This is a genomic window from Brevibacillus sp. GCM10020057, assembly GCF_042683565.1.
In the GTDB taxonomy this organism is placed as follows: domain Bacteria; phylum Bacillota; class Bacilli; order Brevibacillales; family Brevibacillaceae; genus Brevibacillus.
The window spans coordinates 441,715-463,587 of the sequence record NZ_JBHUJW010000043.1; the positions used below are offsets into that span (position 1 = coordinate 441,715).

Below are 21,873 nucleotides of genomic sequence, written 5' to 3' on the forward strand. Positions count from 1 at the left end.
CCTTCATTTATGTATAAAAATGCCCGACACATCGATGAATCGTGTCGGGCGGGCCGATATTTTGATTTTACTTGATTTCCTGGAACGAGAAATTGTCCAGATACGTCATCTTGCGAGGAGTGTCCTTGGCCGCTTCGCGCTGCAGGTACAGCCCCAGTTTCGTTCCTTCCTGCTTGACTTGCTGCTGCGCGAACAGGAACTGTCCATTCAAGTAAATGGATACGGAGCTGCCATCGACATTGACCGTTAGACGGTTGCTCGATTTCAATTTATACGAGCCGGATGCGATCCAGTCGACCTTGTCATCGTTGACATTGTTTACTTTTCCAAGAACGACGCGGTCTTTCTGGAGGAAGACGACGTTTGCCTTTCCGTCCTTGCCGTTGAAGAACAAACCGCCGAGTCCGTCTGTGCCGGAGACATTCACGTCAACCGACAGTTCATAATGCGTGACTTTGTCAGATTCGTCCCACTTCAGCGGAAGCAGGTAATGGTCCAGGTCTTTGTCGACAGAGACAGCGGTCGCCTGCTTGTTGATGACGCCCCAGGAGCCAGTGGCGTTGTCGGGCAGCCAGTTTTTCAGATCGGTCGTGTTGAAAGTGTCACGGATGCTGATCGGTGTCGGTTTGGGGTCTTCAGGCGCCGGGAAAATGACCTTGGTTTCATCGCCGTCTTTGCGTTCGATCAAGGCACGATAGAGCAGGGATGCTGCTTCCGCGCGGGTGATCGGGTCTTGTGGACGGAAGTAGTTGTTGGAGCCTTGCATCAGGTTGGTTTGAATGGCGATCGCAATGTACGAGCGCAGAGCCGGAGAGATTTCGTCATCGTCCTTGAATTTTTTCAATTGGTTCAAATCCGCGTTGTACTTTTTGTCGTAGCCGAGCAGGCGGACCAGAGCAACGGCGATGTCTTCACGAACAGCGGCTTCATTTGGCTTGTACGTGTACGTCGAGCCTGATTTGTAGCCAGTCAGATACGGTTTGGCGTATTCCACGTAGTAGAACGCCCAGTGAGATTTCGGCACGTCTTTGAAGGTCTGGGAAATCGAGCGCTTCTCGATGTCCACATCGGCTGCAGCAATCATGATTTTCGCAAATTCGGCGCGAGTTACCTGATTGTTGGGGCGGAACGTGCGATCGTTATACCCTGCGATGATGCCCTTCTCCGCCATCTCTGTAATTTCTTTATACGCCCAGTGATTGCGCGGGACGTCGGAGAAAGAGGAGTTGGCAGCGCTCGCGAAGGGAACCGCCGTCAAAAGCAGCAACACCGATACAAACAGGGCTAGTGCTCTTCTCATGTTGAACCTCCTTACTTGGAATCGTGTATTGTGTTTGGCTGTTATTCAGACGACGGTCGGGCAAAGAAAGTTGCAAGGAAGGCACTCATTTCTGGAAAATTTAGGCGGCAGGTCCGGGATGAGCCGCCGGAAAACGGGAACAAATACCTGCTTGAAGGAGCGCGGGGGAGAACCAATGGCTTAAGAGCAGAACCAGAAATGCCGCCGGCTGGGCAGACCTGGAAGACCATCAGCGAGGAATGGCATACATAGCGGCTTTGTGCATATTTTGCCTTATTATGCATTAGCGATGAATCGCCCAAAATGCTATAATTGTGTATTGGCGACTATAGATAATGATTCCAGTTGAGGTGATACATCATGAAGGATACGAAAGAGGCGACTTTGGACTTAAAATCCGGAAAGTCTCCGAAGACGACGGAAGACTATGCGAAATATTTTCAAGCCCCTTCCCTGAAAGAGGCGAAAAAGCGGGGGAAGGAAGATGTTGTAGTCCATTACGACTTTGCCATCCCGGAAGACATGCGCGAGGTCGGCAAAGGAAAACGCTACCACGTACGCACTTATGGTTGTCAAATGAATGAGCACGACTCGGAGACGATCTCCGGGATTCTCGAACAGATGGGATACAGTCACGCTGCGGAGATCGAAGACGCAGATGTGATTTTGTTCAACACCTGTGCGATCAGGGAAAATGCGGAGGACAAGGTATTCGGAGAGCTGGGGAATATGAAGCGGCTCAAGCACAACAACCCGAACCTGATTCTAGGCGTCTGCGGCTGTATGTCGCAGGAAGAAAAGGTCGTAAGCAAGATTCTCAAAAGCTACCAGCAGGTCGACCTGATCTTCGGGACGCACAACATCCACCGCCTGCCGGAGCTGCTGCGCGATGCCATGTTCAGCAAGGAAATGGTCATCGAGGTATGGTCCAAGGAAGGCGACATCGTCGAGAACATGCCGAAAATCCGCGAAGGCAACACGAAGGCATGGGTCAACATCATGTACGGCTGCGATAAATTCTGTACGTACTGCATCGTCCCGTATACGCGCGGGAAAGAGCGCAGCCGCCGTCCGGAAGACGTGATCGCCGAAGTGCGCGACCTGGCACGCCAAGGGTTCAAGGAAATCATGCTGCTCGGTCAAAACGTGAATGCATACGGCAAAGACTTTGCAGACATCAAGTACGGATTTGGCGATTTGCTGGACGAAATTCGCAAAATCGACATTCCTCGAATCCGCTTCACGACCAGCCATCCGCGCGATTTCGACGACCATCTGATCGAAGTGCTGGCGAAGGGAGGCAATCTGGTGGAGCAAATCCACCTGCCCGTGCAGTCAGGTTCTACGGAGATTCTCAAGCGCATGGCCCGCAAATACACGCGTGAACAATACCTGGAACTGGTGCGGAAGATCAAGGCAGCCATTCCGAACGTTTCTCTTTCCTCCGATATCATCGTCGGATTCCCGGGAGAGACGGATGAGCAATTTGAAGAGACGATCTCCCTGGTCGAAGAAGTCCGCTATGATTTTGCCTATACCTTCATCTACTCTCCAAGGGAAGGCACGCCGGCTGCCGTCATGGAAGACAACGTTCCGATGGAAGTGAAGAAGGCGCGGCTGTACCGGCTGAACGAAGTGTTGGCGCGGATCGGGCTGGAGCAGAACAAAAAGCTGCAGGACCAGGTGCTGGAGGTACTGGTAGAGGGCGAGTCGAAAACCAACTCGGAAGTGCTGGCAGGCCGCACGCGGACCAACAAGCTGGTTCACTTCCGGGGAGACAAATCCTTGATTGGTCAATATGTTCATGTCAAAATTACAGACGCGAAAACGTGGACACTCCACGGAGAGATCGTCACAACTGTCGAGGTGTAAAGAGAGATGGAACAAACGAACCTGTACACACAAAAAGAAATTTTGGACAAAGCGCGCGAGCTGGCGACGATGATTTCCCGCACGAGCGAAGTGGACTTCTACAAGCGGGCAGAACAGCAGATCAAGCACAACGAGCGAGTCCAACATCTGATCGACGCCTTAAAGCAAAAACAGAAGCAACTGGTTATGTTTGAGTCCATCAACAAGCCGGAGCTGGTGAAAAAAGTAGAAGAAGAATTCAACAAGCTGCAGGAAGAGCTGGATTCTATCCCGATCGTGACGGAATTCAAGCAATCGCAGATCGACGTCAATGACCTTTTGCAGATGGTGACCCATGTCATCACCAATACGGTTTCCGAACGTATTATTTTGGATACGGGCGGAAATCCGCTGACGGGAGAGACAGGCGGCGGCCCTGAGAAAAAACGCGAGGGCGGCTGCTGCTCCTAGGACAGGCGAAATCAGGCTGACGACAGGCGCGATGAGCCGCAGCGCGACTTTTCCTAAAATCGGGTGGGTGTTTGCACCCTAGCCGAATGCCCTGCATACAAATGTACAGAAACGTTGTATGGAGGAGGTAACGAAATGTCGGGTACAGACAAAGATCTACAGTGCCGGGAACTCATCGCGAAAGCTGTCTGCGGTAAAGGCCATAAATTTTCTACTACCACCCACACCATCATACCGTCGCAAACTCCTTCGACGATCCTCGGATGCTGGATTATAAACACGAACTTCCAGGCAGAGAAAGTCGGAGACGCGGTTGAAGTATCTGGTACGTATGACGTCAACCTGTGGTTCTCGTTTGCAAATAACACGCAAACCGAAGTCAAGCGGGAAACTGTCAAGTTCTCCGTACTCGTTCCGCTAACGTTCTTCGACAAAAACTGCAGAGGCGATCTGGAAATCGTTGCTCGCGCCGTGGAGCAGCCGAAGTGCGTCAGAGCCGAGTTGAGTGGTGGAGGCACGATTACAGTCAAAGTAGAGAGCGAGTTTGCCGTAGAAATCATTGGGGAAACGAAAGTTTGCGTCGTTGTCTGCAATAATTGCGACGACAAAGATTTCCATGTGCTTGGCGACTACGAAGAGAATAGCGATGAATTCGATGACTTCGATTCAGCCACATTGCTCGATGAGCTTGACTAAAGAGGAGAGAACGATCTCCTCTTTTTTTCTTTTTTTAGGCAATGCGGGGGCGGCAGCTGCCTGCACACTCTTTTCTGGGCGTTTACATAAGATACAGAAGATCAGCGAGGGAGAGTGGATGGTATGCTTCTACGCAAACAACAGGACGGCGGACTGCTGCAGCCGATGACTGCCAACGCCAAGGAAGCGGTTGAGTATTTGCGCAAGCCGGAAGTGGGAAGATGGCTGCTTCGCTTGAGCGGCATTCCGGTCACTTCGGGCAAAAGCGCCCCGCCGGGATGGCGGACGTACCGGATCAGCCTGTATCAGGACCATGTACTGGAGATCGAGCGCAGCGCGGAAAGCCCGCAATGGCTGCTGCAGCGGCTGGCAGAGCCGGAGTTGGAAAAGGTGCCTCTCCCCTCGCAGGACCCGGAGATCAATCTGGTGAAAAACGTAGCAGCCCGTAGTCTGTACGCTGCAGGGGTCGATGCGGGGCAAGTAACGATCATGGCGGCATCTGCGCACCGGGTCAAGGTAGTGCGGGTTGATCCGGATTGGCCGATGCACTCCGCCGATCATCATCTGGAAAAAGCACGGCAATGGTGGGAAGCGAAGATGGCTGTCCACAAGCAGCAGCTCGCGTCACTGGGTGCCGATCCCGAATTTGCCCTTCGCAAGCCGGACGGGAGCATGGCACTCGCCTCTGACTATTTGAGAGTAAACGGAACAGTCGGCTGCGATACGACGCGCTATCGGGAAGAGCTGGCCATGCATCAGCATCCGGTGGCAGAGCTTCGGCCAGCGCCCTCCGAAGATCCGGATGAACTGTTTTTTCACGTAAGGGATGCCTTGCAGTTGGCTGGCAAAAAGATCAGCAATCCGGCGCTGGAATGGGTGGCAGGCGGGATGCCGTTCGCTGGTTATCCGATCGGCGGACACATTCACTTCGGCGGAGTGACCCCGACCTATTCTTTACGCCGCAAACTGGATGCGTATTTGGCCATGCCGCTCGTGCTCGTCGAGGATGAAGGCTGCCTGATGCGCCGCAAGCGGTACGGTTTTTTGGGCGACGTGCGGGAAAAGGAGTACGGCTTCGAGTACAGAACTCTGCCGAGCTGGCTCGTGCATCCGGATGTCACGCGGGGTCTCTTTCACCTGGCCCGCCTGGTCGTCACATCAGCGGAGCAATTGCAGGCTGCTCCTCATTTGCAGCTTTCTTTGATCAAGGCGTACTACCGCGGGGAGAAATCCGCGCTCATCCCGTACGTCAGGAGAGTTTGGAAAGAGCTGTCGGAGCTGCCTGGCTACACGCTCTCCCGCGTGCATCTGGACCGCTATTTTTCCTATCTGCTGATGCACGACAAATGGCCTGCCTCGGTAGATTTGCGGAAGACATGGGGACTTGTCTAGCAGGCGACTCCATTCAACATTGTTTGCGAAACATGTTATAATTACTGTCGAGATTGGTAGGCTAGGAGAAGAATACAATGGCAGGGTATACACCGATGATTCAACAGTATCTGGCGATCAAAAAAGATTATCCGGATACTTTCTTATTTTTCCGCTTGGGCGACTTTTACGAACTGTTTTTTGAGGATGCCGTACTGGCTTCGCGCGAGCTGGAAATTACACTGACGGGCCGGGATGGCGGCGTGGACGAGCGAATTCCGATGTGCGGCGTGCCCCATCACGCGGCAGACGGTTACATAGCGGAGCTGTTGAAAAAAGGTTACAAAATCGCGGTTTGCGAGCAAGTGGAAGACCCGAAAGAAGCAAAGGGTGTAGTCAGACGTGAAGTGACACGCGTGGTTACACCCGGGACGATGATGGAAGGCAAGTGGCTCACGGACAAGGAAAACAACTACATGGCTGCCGTGGCGGAGCTGGACGGACGGACAGGGATTGCCGCCTGCGACATGAGTACAGGGGAAATGTACGTGACTTCGCTGGTCGGAAGCGGCGAGTCTGTCATTGACGAGGCGCTGCAGTACCGCCCGAAGGAACTGGTGTTCTGCGGCCTTTCCGCGATCCCGAAAACGGCCCTTCCGCATACCGTGATGGAGCCGCGCGAGCTTGATGCATTCGCCGTCGACACCCAGTACGAGGAGCAAGCCCGAGAACTGGATGCTGTGATGCGTACAGCGGTCAATGCCCTGCTCTCGTACATCGGCAAAACGCAAAAGCGCAGTCTTGCCCACATGCGCCTGATCAAACGTTACGACGCGAGACAGTATTTGCAGATGGACAGCTTTTCCCGGCGCAATCTGGAATTGACGGAGACGATCCGGGACAAGAGCAAAAAAGGATCGCTGCTCTGGCTGCTGGATCGGACGGAAACCGCCATGGGCGGACGACTGCTGCGCAGATGGATCGAGCGCCCGCTGCTGCGGGCAAACGAGTTGCAAGCCCGGCTGGATGCGGTGGAGGCGTTGAAAGGAGACCTGCTCCTGCGGTCCGACGTCCGCAGCTGCCTGGACCGCGTGTACGATCTGGAGCGGCTGGCAGGACGCATCTCTTATGGGAATGCCAACGCCCGTGACCTGCTGCAGCTGCGCTACTCGCTCGAGGCAGTTCCGGAGCTGAAGCGGCTGCTGGCGCTGACACAGTCTCCCGTTCTGGAAGATCTCGCTTCCGGGATGGATGATTGTGCGGATATCGTCCAGTTCCTGCAATCCGCACTGGTCGACGATCCGCCGATCTCTGTGCGGGAGGGCGGGATGATCCGCACCGGGTACGATGAATATTTGGACAAGCTCCATTCGGCCAGCCGCGACGGCAAGACGTGGATTGCCCAGCTGGAGCAGAGCGAGCGGGAAGCGACGGGCATTCGTTCGCTGAAAGTGGGCTTCAACAAAGTGTTCGGCTATTACATCGAAGTCTCGAAAGCGAATATCGCCAATGTCCCGGCCGGCCGCTACGAGCGCAAGCAGACGCTCGCCAATGCGGAGCGCTACATCACGCCGGAGCTGAAAGAGAGGGAAGCGCTCATCCTGGAAGCGGAAGAGAAAATGATCGAGCTGGAGTATCAGCTCTTTATCGCTGTGCGGTCGGAGGTGGCCCGGCACATCCCTCGCCTGCAGGGGCTGGCAGAGCGCATCGCCGCTGTAGACGTGCTGCAGTCTTTTGCGACCGTCAGCGATGAGCGGGGGTACGCCCGGCCCGAGCTGACGGAGACGGGCGAGTGCGAGATCATCGACGGTCGCCATCCTGTCGTCGAAGCGGTGCTAGAGCGGGAAAAATACGTGGCAAACGACGCCCGGATGGACCAGGAGAAGCGTCAGGTCCTCTTGATTACCGGCCCGAACATGGCAGGGAAGAGCACGTACATGCGGCAAATCGCCCTCATCACGGTGATGGCGCAGATCGGCTGCTTCGTCCCTGCCAAGTCGGCAAAACTGGCGCTCGTCGATCAAATTTTCACGCGGATCGGGGCGGCAGACGATCTCGTCGGCGGTCACAGTACCTTTATGGTCGAGATGCTGGAGACGAAGCACGCCCTGCAAAAGGCGACCGCGCAAAGCCTGATTTTGCTGGACGAAATCGGCCGGGGGACGTCTACCTACGATGGAATGGCCCTGGCGCAGGCCGTCATCGAGTACATTTGCCAAAAGATCGGGGCAAAGACGCTTTTCTCCACGCACTACCACGAGCTGACCAGTCTGGAGGAGACGATGCGCGGCGTCGTCAATGTCCATGCGCGGTGCGAGGAGCGGGACGGCAAGCTGCTGTTTCTGCACAAGATCGAGGAAGGTCGGGCAGATAAAAGCTACGGGATTCACGTGGCAGAATTGGCAGAGCTGCCGACATGGGTGATCGAGAGGGCGCGCATCATTCTCGCCGGGCTGGAAGCAGGGAGCGGCGCAGGAGCAGGAGAAGTGCAAATGTCGCTGGACATGCTCTGGACCGCACCCGTGGCAGCGGTCAAGGAAGAAGCGGCTCCGCTGCTGTCGGACGAGGAAACGGCGATTTTGGCCGAGCTGCGCGAGCTTGATTTGAACCAGACGACCCCGATGGACGCGATGATGAAGCTGTTCGCCTGGAAGCAACAGCTGAAACAAGGGCAGGCAAACGGGAAGTAGGAGGAGACCATGGGCAAAATTCAAGTGCTGGACGAACATCTCGCGAATATGATTGCCGCCGGGGAAGTGGTGGAGCGTCCGGCTTCTGTCGTGAAGGAGCTGGTGGAAAACTCCATCGACGCCCAGGCGTCCGCCATTGAAGTGCATGTCGAGGAGGGTGGTCTCGAGCTGATCCGCATCGTCGACGATGGCCAGGGCATGGATCGGGAGGACTGCCGTCTCGCCTTTGAGCGCCATGCGACTAGCAAAATCCGCTCTCCCCGCGACCTGTTCCGCATCCGCACACTCGGTTTTCGCGGAGAGGCGCTGCCCAGTATCGCTGCGGTTTCCCGGATCGAGCTGATCAGCAATCCTTCCAGCGGCCAGGTCGGTACGCGCCTGACCAACGAAGGCGGGCAGCTCGGCGAGGCTGAGGACGTAGCGGCGCCCAAAGGAACGGAAGTTTGCGTGCGCAGCCTGTTTTACAATACGCCGGCTCGCCTGAAATACATGAAGTCCATCGCCACGGAAGTCGGTCATATTTCCGATTACGTCAATCGGCTGGCGCTGACCCATCCGTCGATTTCCTTTACGCTGACGCATAACGGCAAGACGCTCCTGCAGACATCTGGGGACGGAAAGCTGCTGCACGTCATGGCAGCCATCTACGGCGTGCAGGTCGCCAAGCTGTTGCTCCCGGTTTCCGGGGAGACGCTCGATTTCCGCTGGAGCGGTTTCGTCTCGAAGACCGAGGTGACGCGCGCCAACCGTGCTTACCTGTCGACGCTGGTCAATGGCCGCTACGTGCGCAGCTTCGCCCTGAACAATGCGATCATGCGCGGCTACCATACGCTTCTGCCAATTGGACGCTTTCCCATCGTCGCGCTCCAGATCGAAATGGACCCGACACTCGTCGACGTCAACGTCCATCCGGCCAAGCTGGAGGCGCGTTTCAGCAAGGAAGACGAGCTGTGCAGCGCCATCGAGCAATCGGTGCGGGATACGCTGCGGCAAGGTCTCGGCATCGTCCGCCCGATGGCGACAGCGCCAAAAGCAAAAGTCGTGACGCAGGTTGTGCAACCGCAATTCGATTTGCAGCTGCCGAAGCCCGCCGCCACGCTTTCCCCCTCGTTGGATGCTTCCCCGCGTTTGCGCGAGTGGATGGCCAAGCAAGATCAGGTGCGTACCCAGCAGGCGGATGCGCTGCCAGCCGCACAAGAGGCGGCTGTGGTTAAAGAAGAACCGGCAATGGCGAGCTACCTCCAAGCCGACCAGCAAAGCGGCATGACTCAACCATCGGTGCGAACGGCTGACGAGGGCACGACTTCTTTGGAGAATATGCAATCCGGCAAGCACCCAGTTGCAGAAATGTCCGTGCAGAACGGACAAATTGATGAAAGAGTGGCCAGTAGCAACGAATTCGAGAATCAACAGACGATTCCGTCAGCAAATGCTGCAGCAAGTCTATCACAGGGGATGAGCGCACCGTTGCCATCCGCGATGACGACTTTGCCAGCAGAAAGGGAGCAAACCGAACGAGAGCTGCAGCAATCGGGAGCAGCAGATTCGGACAAAGAAGAATCCGCCGTCCCACTGCTGTACCCGGTCGGACAAGTGCACGGGACGTACATCGTCGCCCAAAACGACGAGGGCATGTACCTGATCGATCAGCACGCCGCCCAGGAGCGGATCTTTTACGAATATTTCATGGCGAAGCTCGAAGAAGAGAGCGTATCCAGCCAGATCATGCTGTTTCCGCACACGGTAGAGTTGACCACAGCGGAAGCCGGCAAGCTGGAAAAGCGCTTGCCGCTATTGCAGTCGTTTGGCCTGGAGATCGAATCGTTCGGCGGGCGCACCTTTATAGTCCGGGCGCATCCGCACTGGTTTCCGGAAGGGGCGGAAATCGAAGTGATTGAGGAGCTGATCCAGTTCGTCCTGGAGGCGGGAGAGAGCATGCAGGCAAACGTGGTTCAGATGCGGGAAAAAGCAGCGATTCTCATGTCGTGCAAAGCCTCGATCAAAGCGAACCGCTATTTGACGCATGCCGAAATGGAAAGTCTGCTGAACCAGCTGCGCCAGACGACCAGTCCGTTCACGTGTCCGCACGGCAGACCGATCGTCATCCATTTCAGCAGCTACGATCTGGAAAAAATGTTCAAACGGGTCATGTAATCCAGGCGTGCGCCGCATATCCTCAGGACATTTCCTGGGGATATTTGTGTAAAGGAGCGGTCTGCTTCGGTATCAAAGAATTTGTTTGACTCTCCAAATTAATCCTGCGTACAATAAAAGAGTTTCCGTCCATCTGGGACGAACACACAAGGAAAGGAACCGACACATGATCATTACTACCGGGCTTGAGCCATGCACGGAAACCTTGTGCCACGCCGCGGAACTGGCCAAGCGGTTTGGACTGGCCGTCGTCCCGCGAGGAGATTTGTCACTGATGGAATTGCGGAGACGGCATGGCGACGAAGAAGTGCTGGTTGTATCTGCCCGTGGCGCCCGTCTGGAAGTGCCGGGAAAAAAGCCGTTCTTTTTTCATCCGAACACTTCTGCCTTTCGTATAAAGCGGCTGGTGCGCGGCGATACTGATTCTATGCTCGTTGCTTGCCAAATTCAACCAGGCGATCGTGTCGTGGATGCGACCATGGGACTTGGGGCCGACTCGATCGTGTTTGCCCATGCGACAGGTGAAAGCGGGCACGTCATCGGCATTGAGTCCGAACCGGTTCTGGCCATTTTGGTCGAAGATGGTCTCAAGCGCTGGTCGTCGGATGACATTGTTTTGCAGCAGGCGATGAGACGCATCGAGGTTCGCTGCGGAAACCATCTGGATGTTCTGAAGGGAATGCCTGAGAAATCTGTCGACGTCGTCTATTTTGATCCGATGTTCGAGGTGACCGTCCAGAGCTCGACAGGGATCGCAGGTGTCCGCGAGTACGCCAACCGCGAGACGCTGCGCCTCGAAGCGGTTGAAGAAGCAATGCGCGTAGCCAAAAAACGGGTGGTCTTAAAAGAAGGAAAATCAGGCCGTCTCCACGAGCGGCTGGGTTTTACCCCGCTTCGCTCTCGCGGCCAGCAAGTCGTGTACAGCTACAAAGAGATAGGTGGAGGGGAGTGACCTTGCACGAGAGAGAAAAGCTCGTTGTCATTATCGGTCCTACAGCCGTAGGCAAAACGGAACTTAGCCTGGAGCTGGCGGAGCAGTTTCAGGGAGAAATCATTTCCGGTGACTCCATGCAAGTCTACCGTGAAATGAATATCGGCACGGCAAAGGCGTCGCCCGAAGAGTTGGCGCGGGTACCGCATCATTTGATTGATATTATTTCACCGCGTGACGAATATTCTGTCGCCCAATTTCAGGAAAGTGCCACTAGGCTGATTACGGAAATCAATCAGCGCGGGCATTTGCCCTTTATCGTGGGAGGGACAGGTCTCTACATAGAATCGGTAACCCACCGTTTTCAATTTTCCCGGACGCCATCCGATCCCGAGCTCCGCGAACGGTTGCAGAAGCTGGCAAATACCGAAGGAGTGGAAGCGCTTCACGCCAGGTTGGCCCAGGTCGATCCCGTCACGGCAGAGCGGCTGCATCCGAATGACGTCAAACGGGTGATCCGCGCGCTCGAAGTCTACGAGTGCAGCGGGTACAAAATGTCCGACTTTCAGCTGCGGGCGCAGCATTCTCCGTACGACCTGGTCATGATAGGCCTGACGATGGAGAGGGAAAAGCTGTACGAACGCATTAACCATCGGGTAGACTTGATGATCGAGGCCGGGCTGGTAGAAGAAGTGAGACAGCTGCTGGATCGCGGATACGATGCTACGCTCATCTCCATGCAAGGATTGGGCTATAAAGAACTGATCCCGTACTTGTACGGCGAGATCACGCTGGAAAAGGCGATCAATGACATCAAGCAGCGAACACGCCACTTTGCCAAACGGCAGCTCTCCTGGTTCCGCCGCATGCCTGAAATTCAGTGGTTTGACATGACAGACCCGGCAGAGAGGTCAAACAACGTGCAAACTATCAAGCAAATATTGGCAGGAAAGTTTCAACAATTGCCGAATATATAACATACAAGTCCTTTTAGGGGGTAATGAACATGAAACAGACGATCAACATTCAAGATACGTTCTTGAATCATTTGCGGAAAGAAAACATCGCGGTTACCATTTACCTGGTGAACGGATTTCAATTGCGCGGCTACATTAAAGCATTCGATAATTTCACGATTGTGATTGATAGCGAAGGCAAACAACAGCTCGTATACAAGCATGCGATCTCCACGTTTACCCCGCAGCGCCCTGTCTCTCTGATGTCGCAAGAGAACAACCAGCAGTAAACCGAATCGCGATCGGACAAAATGCCTGGAGCTGGCTCATCCAGGCTTTCATCACGGGCATAGAAAACGGGCAAAGGACGCGAAAGGCGATTCCTTTGCCCGTTTGACGTGTGGGGGAAAAAATTAGGGCAGGTTTACCTGGTTCATGAGTATACTAATGTATGACCAAGAGGCAGGTGAACGCATGTGAAACCGTCGGGATATCAACCTTCAGTCGATACGATCGAGGATAAGGCACCGCACCGAATCCAGGTAGTGTTTCACAGACCGGAGCGAGTCAAGCAGCCAGAGACTTTGGCTGATCGCGTGCGCACGACTGCTCCTGGCAATGTGGTGGCGGCCTTTGATGAACTGGAGCGATTGATCGGGCTTTCGGAAGCGAAAAAGCTGATGTATGAAATTCATGCTCTGCTGCGGATCAACAAGGAAAGGGAGAAGCATCAGCTGAAGCTGGAGAAGCAAGTGTATCACATGGTATTCAAAGGAAATCCGGGGACCGGAAAGACGACGGTAGCCCGTTTGTTCGGGAAAATATTTCGGGAAATGGGGATATTAAGCAAAGGGCATCTGATCGAGGTGGAACGAGCCGACCTGGTGGGCGAGTTCATCGGGCATACGGCGCAAAAGACTCGCGAGCTAGTCAAAAAGGCGCTCGGCGGCATTTTGTTTATCGATGAAGCGTATTCGCTGGCCCGCGGCGGCGAGAAAGACTTTGGCAAGGAAGCGATCGACTGCCTCACCAAGGCTCTGGAAGACCATGGGAACGACTTTATTTGCATTTTGGCCGGATATACGGAGGAGATGGAGGCGTTTTTGGAGCTGAACCCCGGGATGCCTTCCCGCTTTCCCATCCATCTGAATTTTGCGGACTATTCGGTGGATGAGCTGGTCAGGATCGCCGACAGCCTGCTGGAAGGCAAGGAGTACCGCCTGTCCGCGAGTGCGCGGGAAAAGCTGCGGCAGCATTTGACCCGGATGCGCCAGGATGTGTTCGAGACGAATTTCAGCAATGCGCGGTACGTGCGCAACGCACTGGAGCAAGCGATCCGCAAGCAGGCTGTCCGCCTCCTGGCTGTGCAGGAGCTGACGAGGGACGATATCATGACCTTGCAGCCGGAGGATTTTGTCTGGGCCGCCTCGTAACGAATGCGGGAAAATGTGGTATGATAGGGATGAAAGGGCGTGAATCGGTGAACGATCTGATCAAAAAGAAGGAGACCGCCATATTGGTCGGTTGCCTTTTGGATAATCGTGATGAAGAGCGCATGCGCCTGTCGATGGAGGAACTGCAAGAGCTCGCTGACACGGCTGGCGTGGAAGTGCTGGATGTCATCACGCAAAACCGGGACAGGATTGACCCTGCCTGGTATTTGGGGACCGGAAAAATCGATGAGCTTGCCCAACGTGCAGAGGAGCTGGGCGTCGATGTCGTCATTTTCAACGACGAGCTTTCCCCGAGCCAGACCCGCAATCTGGACCGGCTCTTCGATTGCAAGGTCATCGACCGGACACAGTTGATCCTCGATATTTTCGCTGGCCGCGCACAATCGCGCGAAGGGAAAATCCAGGTGGAGCTGGCGCAGTACAACTATCTGCTCCCCAGACTGGCGGGACAGGGAAAACAGCTTTCCCGTCTCGGCGGTGGGATCGGGACGCGGGGGCCTGGTGAGACCAAGCTGGAAAGCGATCGCCGTCACATCCGCAGGCGGATTAGTGAGCTGAAGCAGCAGCTGGCGGACACGGTACGCACACGCCAGCTGCATCGGGAGAGACGCAAAAAGAACAACGTCTTTCAGGTCGCGCTGGTCGGGTACACCAATGCCGGCAAGTCCACGATCCTCAACCAGCTGACGAATGCGAACACTCTCCAGGAAGACAAGCTGTTCGCTACTCTTGATCCGACCACCCGTCAGCTCACTCTGCCTTCGGGGCTGGAAGTGCTGCTGACAGATACGGTCGGATTCATTCAGGATTTGCCGACCAGTCTGATCGCGGCGTTTCGCTCTACCCTGGAAGGTGTGAAGGAAGCGGATTTGATCCTGCACGTCGTCGACAGCCACCACCCCGATCTGCAAATTCACATGGAAGTGGTAGACCGGATCTTGCGCGAGCTGAAAGCAGACGACATCCCCCAGCTCGTCGTGTTCAACAAGGCGGATCTCATGTCCGAGGGCACGTATTTGCCGCCGGCGGATGAGTGGATTTTGATCTCGGCGATGCGCCCGGAAGATCAGAAGCGTCTGCTCAAGCGGATCGAGTCGTACGCGCTGGAATCTTTCCAGGAAATGGTGCTGAAAGTTCCGGTCGAGCGCGGCGATATTTTGTCGCTGTTGCATCGCGAAGGTGTCGAGATGCAGCAGCATTTTGATGAAGAGGAAGAGTCCTACCGTGTAACGGTGCGCGTGAACCGCGACCATCCGATTTACGGACGGATCGCTCCTTTCCTCCTGGACAAACCAGAGACTGCAGAAGAGAGTTGGTAAGATAGCTGATGTTTCACTATTTTTCGCACGGCGAGAAGCTCCGGCCACTTGTAATGGAAGTGGAAGCGATGATCTCGGAGCGGCACAGACAGATTGCAGCGCTCGTCGATACCAATCAGTTGCGCGTGCTGCGTTCCTTTCAAAAGCATGAAGTCAATGAATTTCACTTTGCGCCGTCGACCGGTTACGGCTACGATGACTCCGGCCGCGCCACGCTGGAGTCGATCTACGCGGACGTGTTTGGGGGAGAGGCCGCTCTCGTGCGTCCGCACATCATTTCCGGCACGCACGCGATCGCCATTTCCTTGTTCGGGATTTTGCGCCCGGGCGACGACCTGCTCTACATTACCGGAAAGCCTTACGACACGTTGGAGGAAGTCGTCGGCGTCCGCGGAGAAGGCCAAGGCTCCCTGAAAGACTACGGGATCGGCTACAGCTATGTGCCGTTGACACCGGAAGGAGAAATCGACTTCCTGGCGGTGGCGAATGCCATCACGCCCAAGACGAAGGTGATCGGAATTCAACGCTCGCGCGGCTATGCGGACCGGCCATCCTTTACCATTGCCAAAATCCGGGAGATGGTCCGGCTCGTGAAGGAAATGAAGCCCGACGTAATCGTATTCGTCGACAACTGCTACGGGGAATTTACAGAGGAGCAGGAGCCGCTGCACGTAGGCGCGGACATCATGGCTGGCTCGCTCATCAAAAACCCTGGGGGCGGCCTGGTCAAGACTGGCGGGTACATCGTGGGACGCAAGGAGCTCGTCCAGCTTGCTTCCTACCGGATGGCGGCTCCGGGGATCGGGGCGGAAGGAGGCGCTTCGCTTTACTCGCTCTTGGAAATGTTCCAAGGCTTTTTCCTCGCCCCGCATGTGGTGGGAGAGGCCTTGAAGGGCGCGGTGTTCTCCTCGGCGTTGCTGGAGCGGCTCGGGTTCCAGACCAACCCGCTTTGGCATGAACCGCGCACGGACCTTATCCAGTCCGTCGCATTCGGCTCCGCAGAGCGGCTCATCGCCTTTTGCCAAGGTATTCAAAAGGCAGCGCCTGTCGATTCGCACGTGACGCCATATCCGAGCGAGATGCCCGGCTATGCGGACCCGGTCATTATGGCAGCGGGTACGTTTATCCAGGGAGCGAGCATCGAATTTTCAGCAGACGGCCCGATTCGTCCGCCTTATCTCGGGTTCGTGCAAGGTGGACTGACATATTCCCACGTGAAAGTCGGAATTTTAACGGCGTTGAACGGATTGCTGGAAAAAGGATTGCTCGATATACCCGAGGGCGCTTGACGCATGGAAGAAGAGAAGCAGCAGGGAGGTCCAATGCCCCCTTCGCTGCTTTTTTTGTCCCTTGACACGTAATATTTTCTGACATCTGTTGACAGGGAATGTTCTCTTGCATAGAATAGAGCGTGAGGAAAATAATTGTGGAGGGACAAGTCATGAGTGATGACATTCGTCGGAATATGGCCCTCTTTCCCATTGGGATTGTCATGAAATTGACAGATCTTACTGCGAGGCAAATTCGCTACTATGAACAAAACGAACTCATTCGGCCAGCCCGCACCGAAGGGAAACAGCGGCTTTTCTCTTTCAACGATGTGGATCGATTGCTGGAAATCAAGGCATTGATTGAAAAGGGCTTGAACATTGCCGGCATCAAACAAGTTTTGCAGATGCAGATGCCTGTCGAGACTCCTTCTGAAATCACAGTGACTTCCGAAGCAAAACGCAAGGAAATGACCGAAAAAGACCTGCACCAGCTGCTGAAGCAACAGATCATGTATCGCAATGCCTCCCGCTACGGCGAGGATGCATTGATACGTGGAGAGCTTTCCCGCTTCTTCCACTGATATAAAATGTTTACCTAGAGACAGGAGGAGAGAAATGTGAGCAAGTACACAAAAGAAGACATTTTGCGTTTGGCACAAGAAGAGGATGTAAGATACATCCGTCTGCAGTTTACGGACTTGATGGGGGTTATCAAAAACGTTGAAATCCCTCTGTCCCAACTGCCCAAAGCCCTCGACAACAAAATGATGTTCGACGGTTCCTCGATCGAAGGCTTCGTTCGCATCGAAGAATCCGATATGTACCTGGTGCCGGATCTTGACACATGGGTTGTATTCCCATGGGGCAACGAGCATGGCAAAGTGGCTCGCCTGATCTGTGACATCTACATGCCGGACGGCTCTCCTTTTGAAGGTGACCCTCGCCAAATCCTGAAGCGCGTCCTGAAAGAAGCAGAGGAAATGGGCTTTACCGCGTTCAACGTCGGTCCAGAGCCAGAATTTTTCCTGTTCAAACTGGACGATAAAGGCGAACCTACTCTTGATCTGAACGACCAAGGCGGCTACTTCGACTTCGCTCCTCTTGATCTGGGTGAAAACTGCCGCCGCGATATCGTGCTGACGCTGGAAAAAATGGGCTTTGAAATCGAAGCTTCCCACCATGAAGTGGCTCCAGGCCAACACGAAATCGACTTTAAATACACGAATGCTCTGCAAGCAGCAGACCAAATCCTGACCTTCAAGCTGGTTGTCAAAACAGTGGCTCGTCAGCATGGCCTGCACGCGACTTTCATGCCGAAGCCGCTGTACGGCGTAAATGGTTCCGGTATGCACGCTCACCAATCTCTCTTCCGCGGCGATGTCAACGCATTCTACGATGAGTCTGACGAGCTCGGTTTGAGCGAAACAGCGAAGCATTACCTGGCAGGGATCTTGCTGCACGCACGCGGTTTTGCAGCGATCACCAACCCGCTGGTAAACTCCTACAAACGTCTGGTTCCTGGTTACGAAGCTCCTTGCTACGTGGCTTGGTCTGCGAAAAACCGTTCTCCGTTGATCCGCATCCCGGCTTCCCGCGGCCTGGGCACTCGTATCGAAGTGCGCAACCCGGACCCGGCTGCAAACCCGTACCTGGCTCTGGCTGTCATGCTCAAAGCAGGTCTCGACGGCATCAAAAACAAGCTGCAGGCTCCTCCGGCAGTGGACCGCAATATCTATGTGATGAACGAGCAAGACCGCGAAGCAAACGGCATCGACAGCCTGCCAGCTACGCTGAAAGAAGCGATCGAGTGCCTGAAAGCAGACCCGGTCATCTGCGAAGCCCTGGGCGAGCACGCACTGGTGCACTTCATCGAAGCAAAAGAAATCGAGTGGGATATGTTCCGCACACGCGTCCACGATTGGGAGCGCGAGCAGTACATGAACACTTACTAAAAAGCGTTGACCCCTTGTGCCGTCTGGTGCGAGGGGTTTTTTCGCTTTTGTGGGTGAAGTCAAAAAAGTATCGGTCGTTTTGGCGGCACCCACAAATTCAATCGAATATCTTATTGCATATGTGCTTCATGTGATCGCTTCCTATTTTCTTGGTGATGTGGTCGTAAACTTCTGAGATATTCACAATACAAATACCCCGGGATTAACCCGGGGACGGTCGAACATTTCCATCGCATTGACTCGTTGCATTTCGTTTAGTCGTTGCAGGTATACTTAAATTCAGGGCCTGTTTGAATAAAGTAACCACTTCTCACTTGCCCTGCCCAGTTCTGCAATGCTTCCTTCCACTGGACGCTGTCAAAGAACTCATCCACTGTTACCCCGGAAGAAGAGAACCATATGAGCGGAGTAAAAGGAGCAAGTGGCCCCACATCACCCCAAATCCCTCCTGCTGAAATGGTATCTTGCTTAACCAGAAGCAATGGAAGTCCGTATTGGTATGCCATTGCAGGTTCAATCTGCAAGAAAGGGGAATAAGGTTCGCCTTGAGCAGTTGACCTTGTTGGCTTCAGTAGAGCCGCTGCCGTACCGTAACTGGAGTTGATCATCGTGCGGATATTTTCCAGGGTAGTATTCGGGTACTGGTCGGTATTCGGGATCGTTCTGGGAAACAGAAGTACCTTCTTGATTTCCTTGAACATTCGGATGATAAATTGTTGCTCCTGAGAGAACGGGGGCTGCGGCGGTCCGAGAGTAAACAGGTTCTGATGGCTGAAAAAAACCGGGATTCGGAAAAAAGCGCTTGCGGCATCATTTAGATCGGTCATATCTGCGTAGGCTTGTTTATACTGCTCGTTGGACGAAGTTTCCTTTGCGGGAATGTCAAGATGTTTCTCCTTCGCTTTTTCTTTACTCAACTTGAATCACCTCCACGCGATAACATATTCTGATAGAGCGATGAAAGATTGGACAAAAATACGCGTAAGAAAAAAATGGTTACTACTCTATGAGGGATGAGTCATTCGCGTAAGTAAAAACGGTTGGAAACTGGATGATGACAGAGTGCGACGGTATACACTTTCTACATCCCGAAACTGTGGCAACGGGTTCTGCAAAGTCCGTTTGTGGGGATGTCTCGATTGCAGATGAAGCTGCAACGAAACCGAGCGTCACACGTATACCTTACAAAGAGGAGGGGTGGCTGTGGAAATCTTGTTGTGGGTTCTTGTCGCGGCACTGTTCGTGCTAAGCATCGCAGGCATTTTTCTCCCGGTGTTGCCGGATACGATATTGTTGTGGGGAGGATTTTTGCTCTACCAGTTTTTCATCGCGGAACCGGGGTCCGAGCTGCCTGCGTCGTTTTGGTGGGGAATGGCGGCCATGAGCGTGCTTTTATACGGGGCGGACTTGCTTACGAACATGTATTTCGTCAAGAGATACGGCGGCTCGAAATGGTCTTCGCTGGCGGCAGTTCTCGGTATTCTGATAGGGATTTTTGCTTTCCCGCCGCTGGGCATGATCATTTTGCCCTTCGTCTTCGTCGTCCTGGTTGAGTTGTTCGTGCAACAGCAGCCGCTGGAGCGGGCGATCAAGGCGGGCTTCGGCTCGCTGGTCGGGTTTTTTGGCAGCGCCGTGGTCAAAGTGGTGCTGCAGGTGACGATGATCATCTGGTTCTTCCTGGCGATGTAAGGACAGCCGGAAGTTTGCGGCTGTGTCGGCGATGGCAGGAAGTCGCGCGGCGGCTGGTCAAAACGCCAACGGACTTTGTGACAGGTCGTGGACCTAGATAAAAGTGACGGCGTTTGCATAATTGACGGAAATAACAAAATCGCCACGTCTATTTCAAAGAAAAAAGGACAGCCTCAGCTGCCCTTTTTCCTTTTTATGCGATTAGTGGATGAGGCGGTAGACGCCGATGACTTTGCCCAGAACGGTGACAGAGTCCAGAATGATCGGCTCCATCGTCGCGTTTTCCGGCTGCAGGCGGAAGTGGTTTTTCTCTTTGAAGAAGCGCTTGACTGTAGCTTCGTCTTCATCTGTCATGGCGACGACGATATCCCCGTTGTTAGCAACGTTCTGCTGGCGCACGATCACGTAATCACCGTCGAGGATGCCAGCTTCGATCATGCTGTTTCCGGAGACGCGGAGCATGTACACCTTGTCCGAGGTAACAATATTTTCCGGAAGCGGGAAGTACTCTTCTACATCTTCAATCGCGGTGATCGGTTGTCCGGCTGTGACTTTCCCGATGACGGGCACGCGAACCACGGAATCTTCAAAATCATCCTGGAAGCGGTCATCCTCGGACAACAGCTCGATTGCGCGAGGTTTGGTAGGGTCGCGGCGGATCAAGCCTTTCTTTTCCAGGCGAGCCAAGTGTCCGTGGACGGTAGAGCTGGATGCAAGTCCGACAGCCTCTCCGATCTCCCGTACGGAAGGCGGATATCCTTTGTCGCGCACTTCTTTCCGGATGAAATCAATGATAGCCTGCTGTCGATTTGATAGTTTTGACATAGAAGACACCTCGGTTTTCTCGAACATGTTTTCCTATATTATACCATGGGAGCTTGCGTTCGACAAACATAAGTTCGATTATTTGTTGACATGAACATACGTTCTCCTTTATGATGGAAACAAGAAAACAGAACGTACGTTTGCAGGAGGGATTCATGTGTCTGTCATGACTGTACATAACCGCTTTGAGAAACAGGAAGTCGAGAAAAAGCCGCTTCGCCGCGCAAGATTGGGGATCACTCGAGGTCATGCGATTTTGTTCCTCGCCACCTTCGCTCTCTTTTTTTACTTGCTGACCGAACTGGTGTTTGCTTCTGGCACTGAAGAGGCATTGCCGGTAAAAGAGGTTACGGTGCGGGCAGGAGACAGCCTGTGGAGGCTGGCGACCCGTTATCAGGAAGAGGCGCACATGGATGTGGCTGAGCTTGTGACGGCGATCCGGGAGGCGAACGAGCTGGAGAGCGTGATCATTTATCCCGGGCAGAACCTGAAGATTCCGCTTGCAGCCGCTGCCGAGTGAGGGGCGGGTGTCCGATCTGCTTGCGTCGTGTACATGTTGTGGTATAATGGAGCGGCATTACTTACAGGTGGGGAGGAACCGGTCGTGGTATCTGATGCAGAAATCAAGCGGATTAATGAATTGGCGAAAAAATCCAAGGAATCCGGGTTGACCGATGAAGAAAGGTTCGAACAAAAGCAGCTTCGCCAAAAGTATATCGACGCCGTAAAGATGTCGCTGAAGGCGAATCTGGATTCGATCCGCTATGTGGAAGACCTTGAAGAAAATGACCGAAAACAGTAAGATATCATGTGTTGATAACAAAGACATCCTTGCTTGACGCCGGGATGTCTTTTTATTCCGAAATCGGGGAGCGGGTTTGAGTTACATGTTGCTTGGCTGTCAGTGGAGCCAGCCGTTTGATAGCGAGGAACGAGGGGAGGG

General features: G+C 54.2%; 20 protein-coding genes. 17 read left to right on the forward strand and 3 right to left on the reverse strand.

Translation table 11 applies throughout. From position 1 onward, the window contains the following. Positions 1-67 precede the first annotated feature (67 nt). On the reverse strand, positions 68-1,300 hold the full coding sequence (locus ACFSO0_RS15820; protein WP_376881812.1) for an S-layer homology domain-containing protein: 1,233 nt from the start codon (positions 1,298-1,300) through the stop codon (positions 68-70). Between the two features lie 360 nt (positions 1,301-1,660). Between ACFSO0_RS15820 and miaB the strand changes: the two genes are divergently transcribed. From miaB to glnA, 14 genes are all read left to right on the forward strand, one after another. After that, positions 1,661-3,172 (forward strand): tRNA (N6-isopentenyl adenosine(37)-C2)-methylthiotransferase MiaB, encoded by a 1,512-nt coding sequence (miaB, locus tag ACFSO0_RS15825; RefSeq protein ID WP_376881814.1) that lies wholly within the window; start codon positions 1,661-1,663, stop codon positions 3,170-3,172. A gap of 6 nt (positions 3,173-3,178) precedes the next feature. After that, positions 3,179-3,622: a YlbF/YmcA family competence regulator gene (locus ACFSO0_RS15830; RefSeq protein ID WP_376881815.1), complete on the forward strand. Its 444-nt coding sequence runs from the start codon at positions 3,179-3,181 to the stop codon at positions 3,620-3,622. Between the two features lie 135 nt (positions 3,623-3,757). Continuing rightward, positions 3,758-4,318, forward strand: coding sequence for an outer spore coat protein CotE (gene cotE, locus ACFSO0_RS15835; protein ID WP_376881817.1), 561 nt, complete (start codon positions 3,758-3,760; stop codon positions 4,316-4,318). A gap of 123 nt (positions 4,319-4,441) precedes the next feature. Further along, positions 4,442-5,710 (forward strand): putative amidoligase domain-containing protein, encoded by a 1,269-nt coding sequence (locus ACFSO0_RS15840; RefSeq protein WP_376881819.1) that lies wholly within the window; start codon positions 4,442-4,444, stop codon positions 5,708-5,710. Positions 5,711-5,787: 77 nt separating this feature from the next. Continuing rightward, entirely contained in the window at positions 5,788-8,379 is a 2,592-nt protein-coding gene (gene mutS, locus ACFSO0_RS15845) for a DNA mismatch repair protein MutS (protein ID WP_376881820.1), read from the forward strand. A 9-nt stretch (positions 8,380-8,388) separates the two neighbouring features. After that, complete coding sequence (gene mutL, locus ACFSO0_RS15850; protein WP_376881821.1) at positions 8,389-10,533, forward strand: DNA mismatch repair endonuclease MutL; 2,145 nt, start codon at positions 8,389-8,391, stop codon at positions 10,531-10,533. A 166-nt stretch (positions 10,534-10,699) separates the two neighbouring features. Next, entirely contained in the window at positions 10,700-11,485 is a 786-nt protein-coding gene (locus ACFSO0_RS15855; protein ID WP_376881822.1) for a class I SAM-dependent methyltransferase, read from the forward strand. Then, positions 11,482-12,441 (forward strand): tRNA (adenosine(37)-N6)-dimethylallyltransferase MiaA, encoded by a 960-nt coding sequence (gene miaA, locus ACFSO0_RS15860; RefSeq protein WP_376881823.1) that lies wholly within the window; start codon positions 11,482-11,484, stop codon positions 12,439-12,441. Before ACFSO0_RS15855 ends, miaA begins: the two co-directional genes overlap by 4 nt. Positions 12,442-12,470: 29 nt before the next feature. Continuing rightward, entirely contained in the window at positions 12,471-12,710 is a 240-nt protein-coding gene (hfq, locus tag ACFSO0_RS15865) for an RNA chaperone Hfq (protein WP_007719110.1), read from the forward strand. A gap of 186 nt (positions 12,711-12,896) precedes the next feature. Continuing rightward, positions 12,897-13,853 (forward strand): AAA family ATPase, encoded by a 957-nt coding sequence (locus ACFSO0_RS15870; RefSeq protein WP_376881824.1) that lies wholly within the window; start codon positions 12,897-12,899, stop codon positions 13,851-13,853. Between the two features lie 47 nt (positions 13,854-13,900). Next, positions 13,901-15,193, forward strand: coding sequence for a GTPase HflX (hflX, locus tag ACFSO0_RS15875; RefSeq protein ID WP_376883221.1), 1,293 nt, complete (start codon positions 13,901-13,903; stop codon positions 15,191-15,193). Between the two features lie 8 nt (positions 15,194-15,201). Further along, entirely contained in the window at positions 15,202-16,482 is a 1,281-nt protein-coding gene (locus tag ACFSO0_RS15880) for a methionine gamma-lyase family protein (RefSeq protein WP_376881826.1), read from the forward strand. 152 nt (positions 16,483-16,634) lie between these two features. Further along, the gene (locus tag ACFSO0_RS15885; protein WP_376881828.1) at positions 16,635-17,045 is read left to right on the forward strand and encodes a MerR family transcriptional regulator; all 411 of its coding nucleotides are present in this window, start codon (positions 16,635-16,637) and stop codon (positions 17,043-17,045) included. Between the two features lie 36 nt (positions 17,046-17,081). Further along, positions 17,082-18,416: a type I glutamate--ammonia ligase gene (glnA, locus tag ACFSO0_RS15890; RefSeq protein ID WP_376881830.1), complete on the forward strand. Its 1,335-nt coding sequence runs from the start codon at positions 17,082-17,084 to the stop codon at positions 18,414-18,416. Positions 18,417-18,670: 254 nt separating this feature from the next. Here the strand turns inward: glnA and ACFSO0_RS15895 are convergent, their stop codons facing one another. Continuing rightward, positions 18,671-19,333, reverse strand: coding sequence for a hypothetical protein (locus ACFSO0_RS15895; protein ID WP_376881831.1), 663 nt, complete (start codon positions 19,331-19,333; stop codon positions 18,671-18,673). Between the two features lie 286 nt (positions 19,334-19,619). Here ACFSO0_RS15895 and ACFSO0_RS15900 point away from each other — a divergent pair, with 286 nt between their 5' ends. Continuing rightward, complete coding sequence (locus tag ACFSO0_RS15900) at positions 19,620-20,105, forward strand: DUF456 domain-containing protein (RefSeq protein WP_376881833.1); 486 nt, start codon at positions 19,620-19,622, stop codon at positions 20,103-20,105. Positions 20,106-20,306: 201 nt separating this feature from the next. Here the strand turns inward: ACFSO0_RS15900 and lexA are convergent, their stop codons facing one another. Beyond that, positions 20,307-20,930 carry a transcriptional repressor LexA gene (gene lexA / locus ACFSO0_RS15905; RefSeq protein ID WP_376881835.1) on the reverse strand — a complete coding sequence of 208 codons (624 nt, stop codon included), beginning with the start codon at positions 20,928-20,930 and terminating at the stop codon, positions 20,307-20,309. 166 nt (positions 20,931-21,096) lie between these two features. On the opposite strand from lexA, the gene yneA reads away from it, so the two are divergent. Both yneA and ACFSO0_RS15915 read left to right on the forward strand, forming a co-directional pair. Continuing rightward, positions 21,097-21,450 (forward strand): cell division suppressor protein YneA, encoded by a 354-nt coding sequence (gene yneA, locus ACFSO0_RS15910; RefSeq protein WP_376883223.1) that lies wholly within the window; start codon positions 21,097-21,099, stop codon positions 21,448-21,450. Positions 21,451-21,534: 84 nt separating this feature from the next. Beyond that, positions 21,535-21,732, forward strand: coding sequence for a DUF896 domain-containing protein (locus ACFSO0_RS15915; protein ID WP_376881836.1), 198 nt, complete (start codon positions 21,535-21,537; stop codon positions 21,730-21,732). The last annotated feature ends 141 nt before the right edge of the window (positions 21,733-21,873 follow it).

Bases quoted from the DNA above. Each gene is read 5' to 3' on its own strand.
- hfq (WP_007719110.1), top strand. From the start codon at position 12,471: ATGAAACAGACGATCAACATTCAAGATACGTTCTTGAATCATTTGCGG.
- ACFSO0_RS15880 (WP_376881826.1), top strand. From the start codon at position 15,202: ATGTTTCACTATTTTTCGCACGGCGAGAAGCTCCGGCCACTTGTAATG.
- mutS (WP_376881820.1), top strand. From the start codon at position 5,788: ATGGCAGGGTATACACCGATGATTCAACAGTATCTGGCGATCAAAAAA.
- ACFSO0_RS15840 (WP_376881819.1), top strand. From the start codon at position 4,442: ATGCTTCTACGCAAACAACAGGACGGCGGACTGCTGCAGCCGATGACT.
- cotE (WP_376881817.1), top strand. From the start codon at position 3,758: ATGTCGGGTACAGACAAAGATCTACAGTGCCGGGAACTCATCGCGAAA.
- ACFSO0_RS15885 (WP_376881828.1), top strand. From the start codon at position 16,635: ATGAGTGATGACATTCGTCGGAATATGGCCCTCTTTCCCATTGGGATT.
- miaB (WP_376881814.1), top strand. From the start codon at position 1,661: ATGAAGGATACGAAAGAGGCGACTTTGGACTTAAAATCCGGAAAGTCT.
- mutL (WP_376881821.1), top strand. From the start codon at position 8,389: ATGGGCAAAATTCAAGTGCTGGACGAACATCTCGCGAATATGATTGCC.
- yneA (WP_376883223.1), top strand. From the start codon at position 21,097: ATGACTGTACATAACCGCTTTGAGAAACAGGAAGTCGAGAAAAAGCCG.
- ACFSO0_RS15855 (WP_376881822.1), top strand. From the start codon at position 10,700: ATGATCATTACTACCGGGCTTGAGCCATGCACGGAAACCTTGTGCCAC.
- lexA (WP_376881835.1), bottom strand. From the start codon at position 20,930: ATGTCAAAACTATCAAATCGACAGCAGGCTATCATTGATTTCATCCGG.
- ACFSO0_RS15820 (WP_376881812.1), bottom strand. From the start codon at position 1,300: ATGAGAAGAGCACTAGCCCTGTTTGTATCGGTGTTGCTGCTTTTGACG.
- ACFSO0_RS15830 (WP_376881815.1), top strand. From the start codon at position 3,179: ATGGAACAAACGAACCTGTACACACAAAAAGAAATTTTGGACAAAGCG.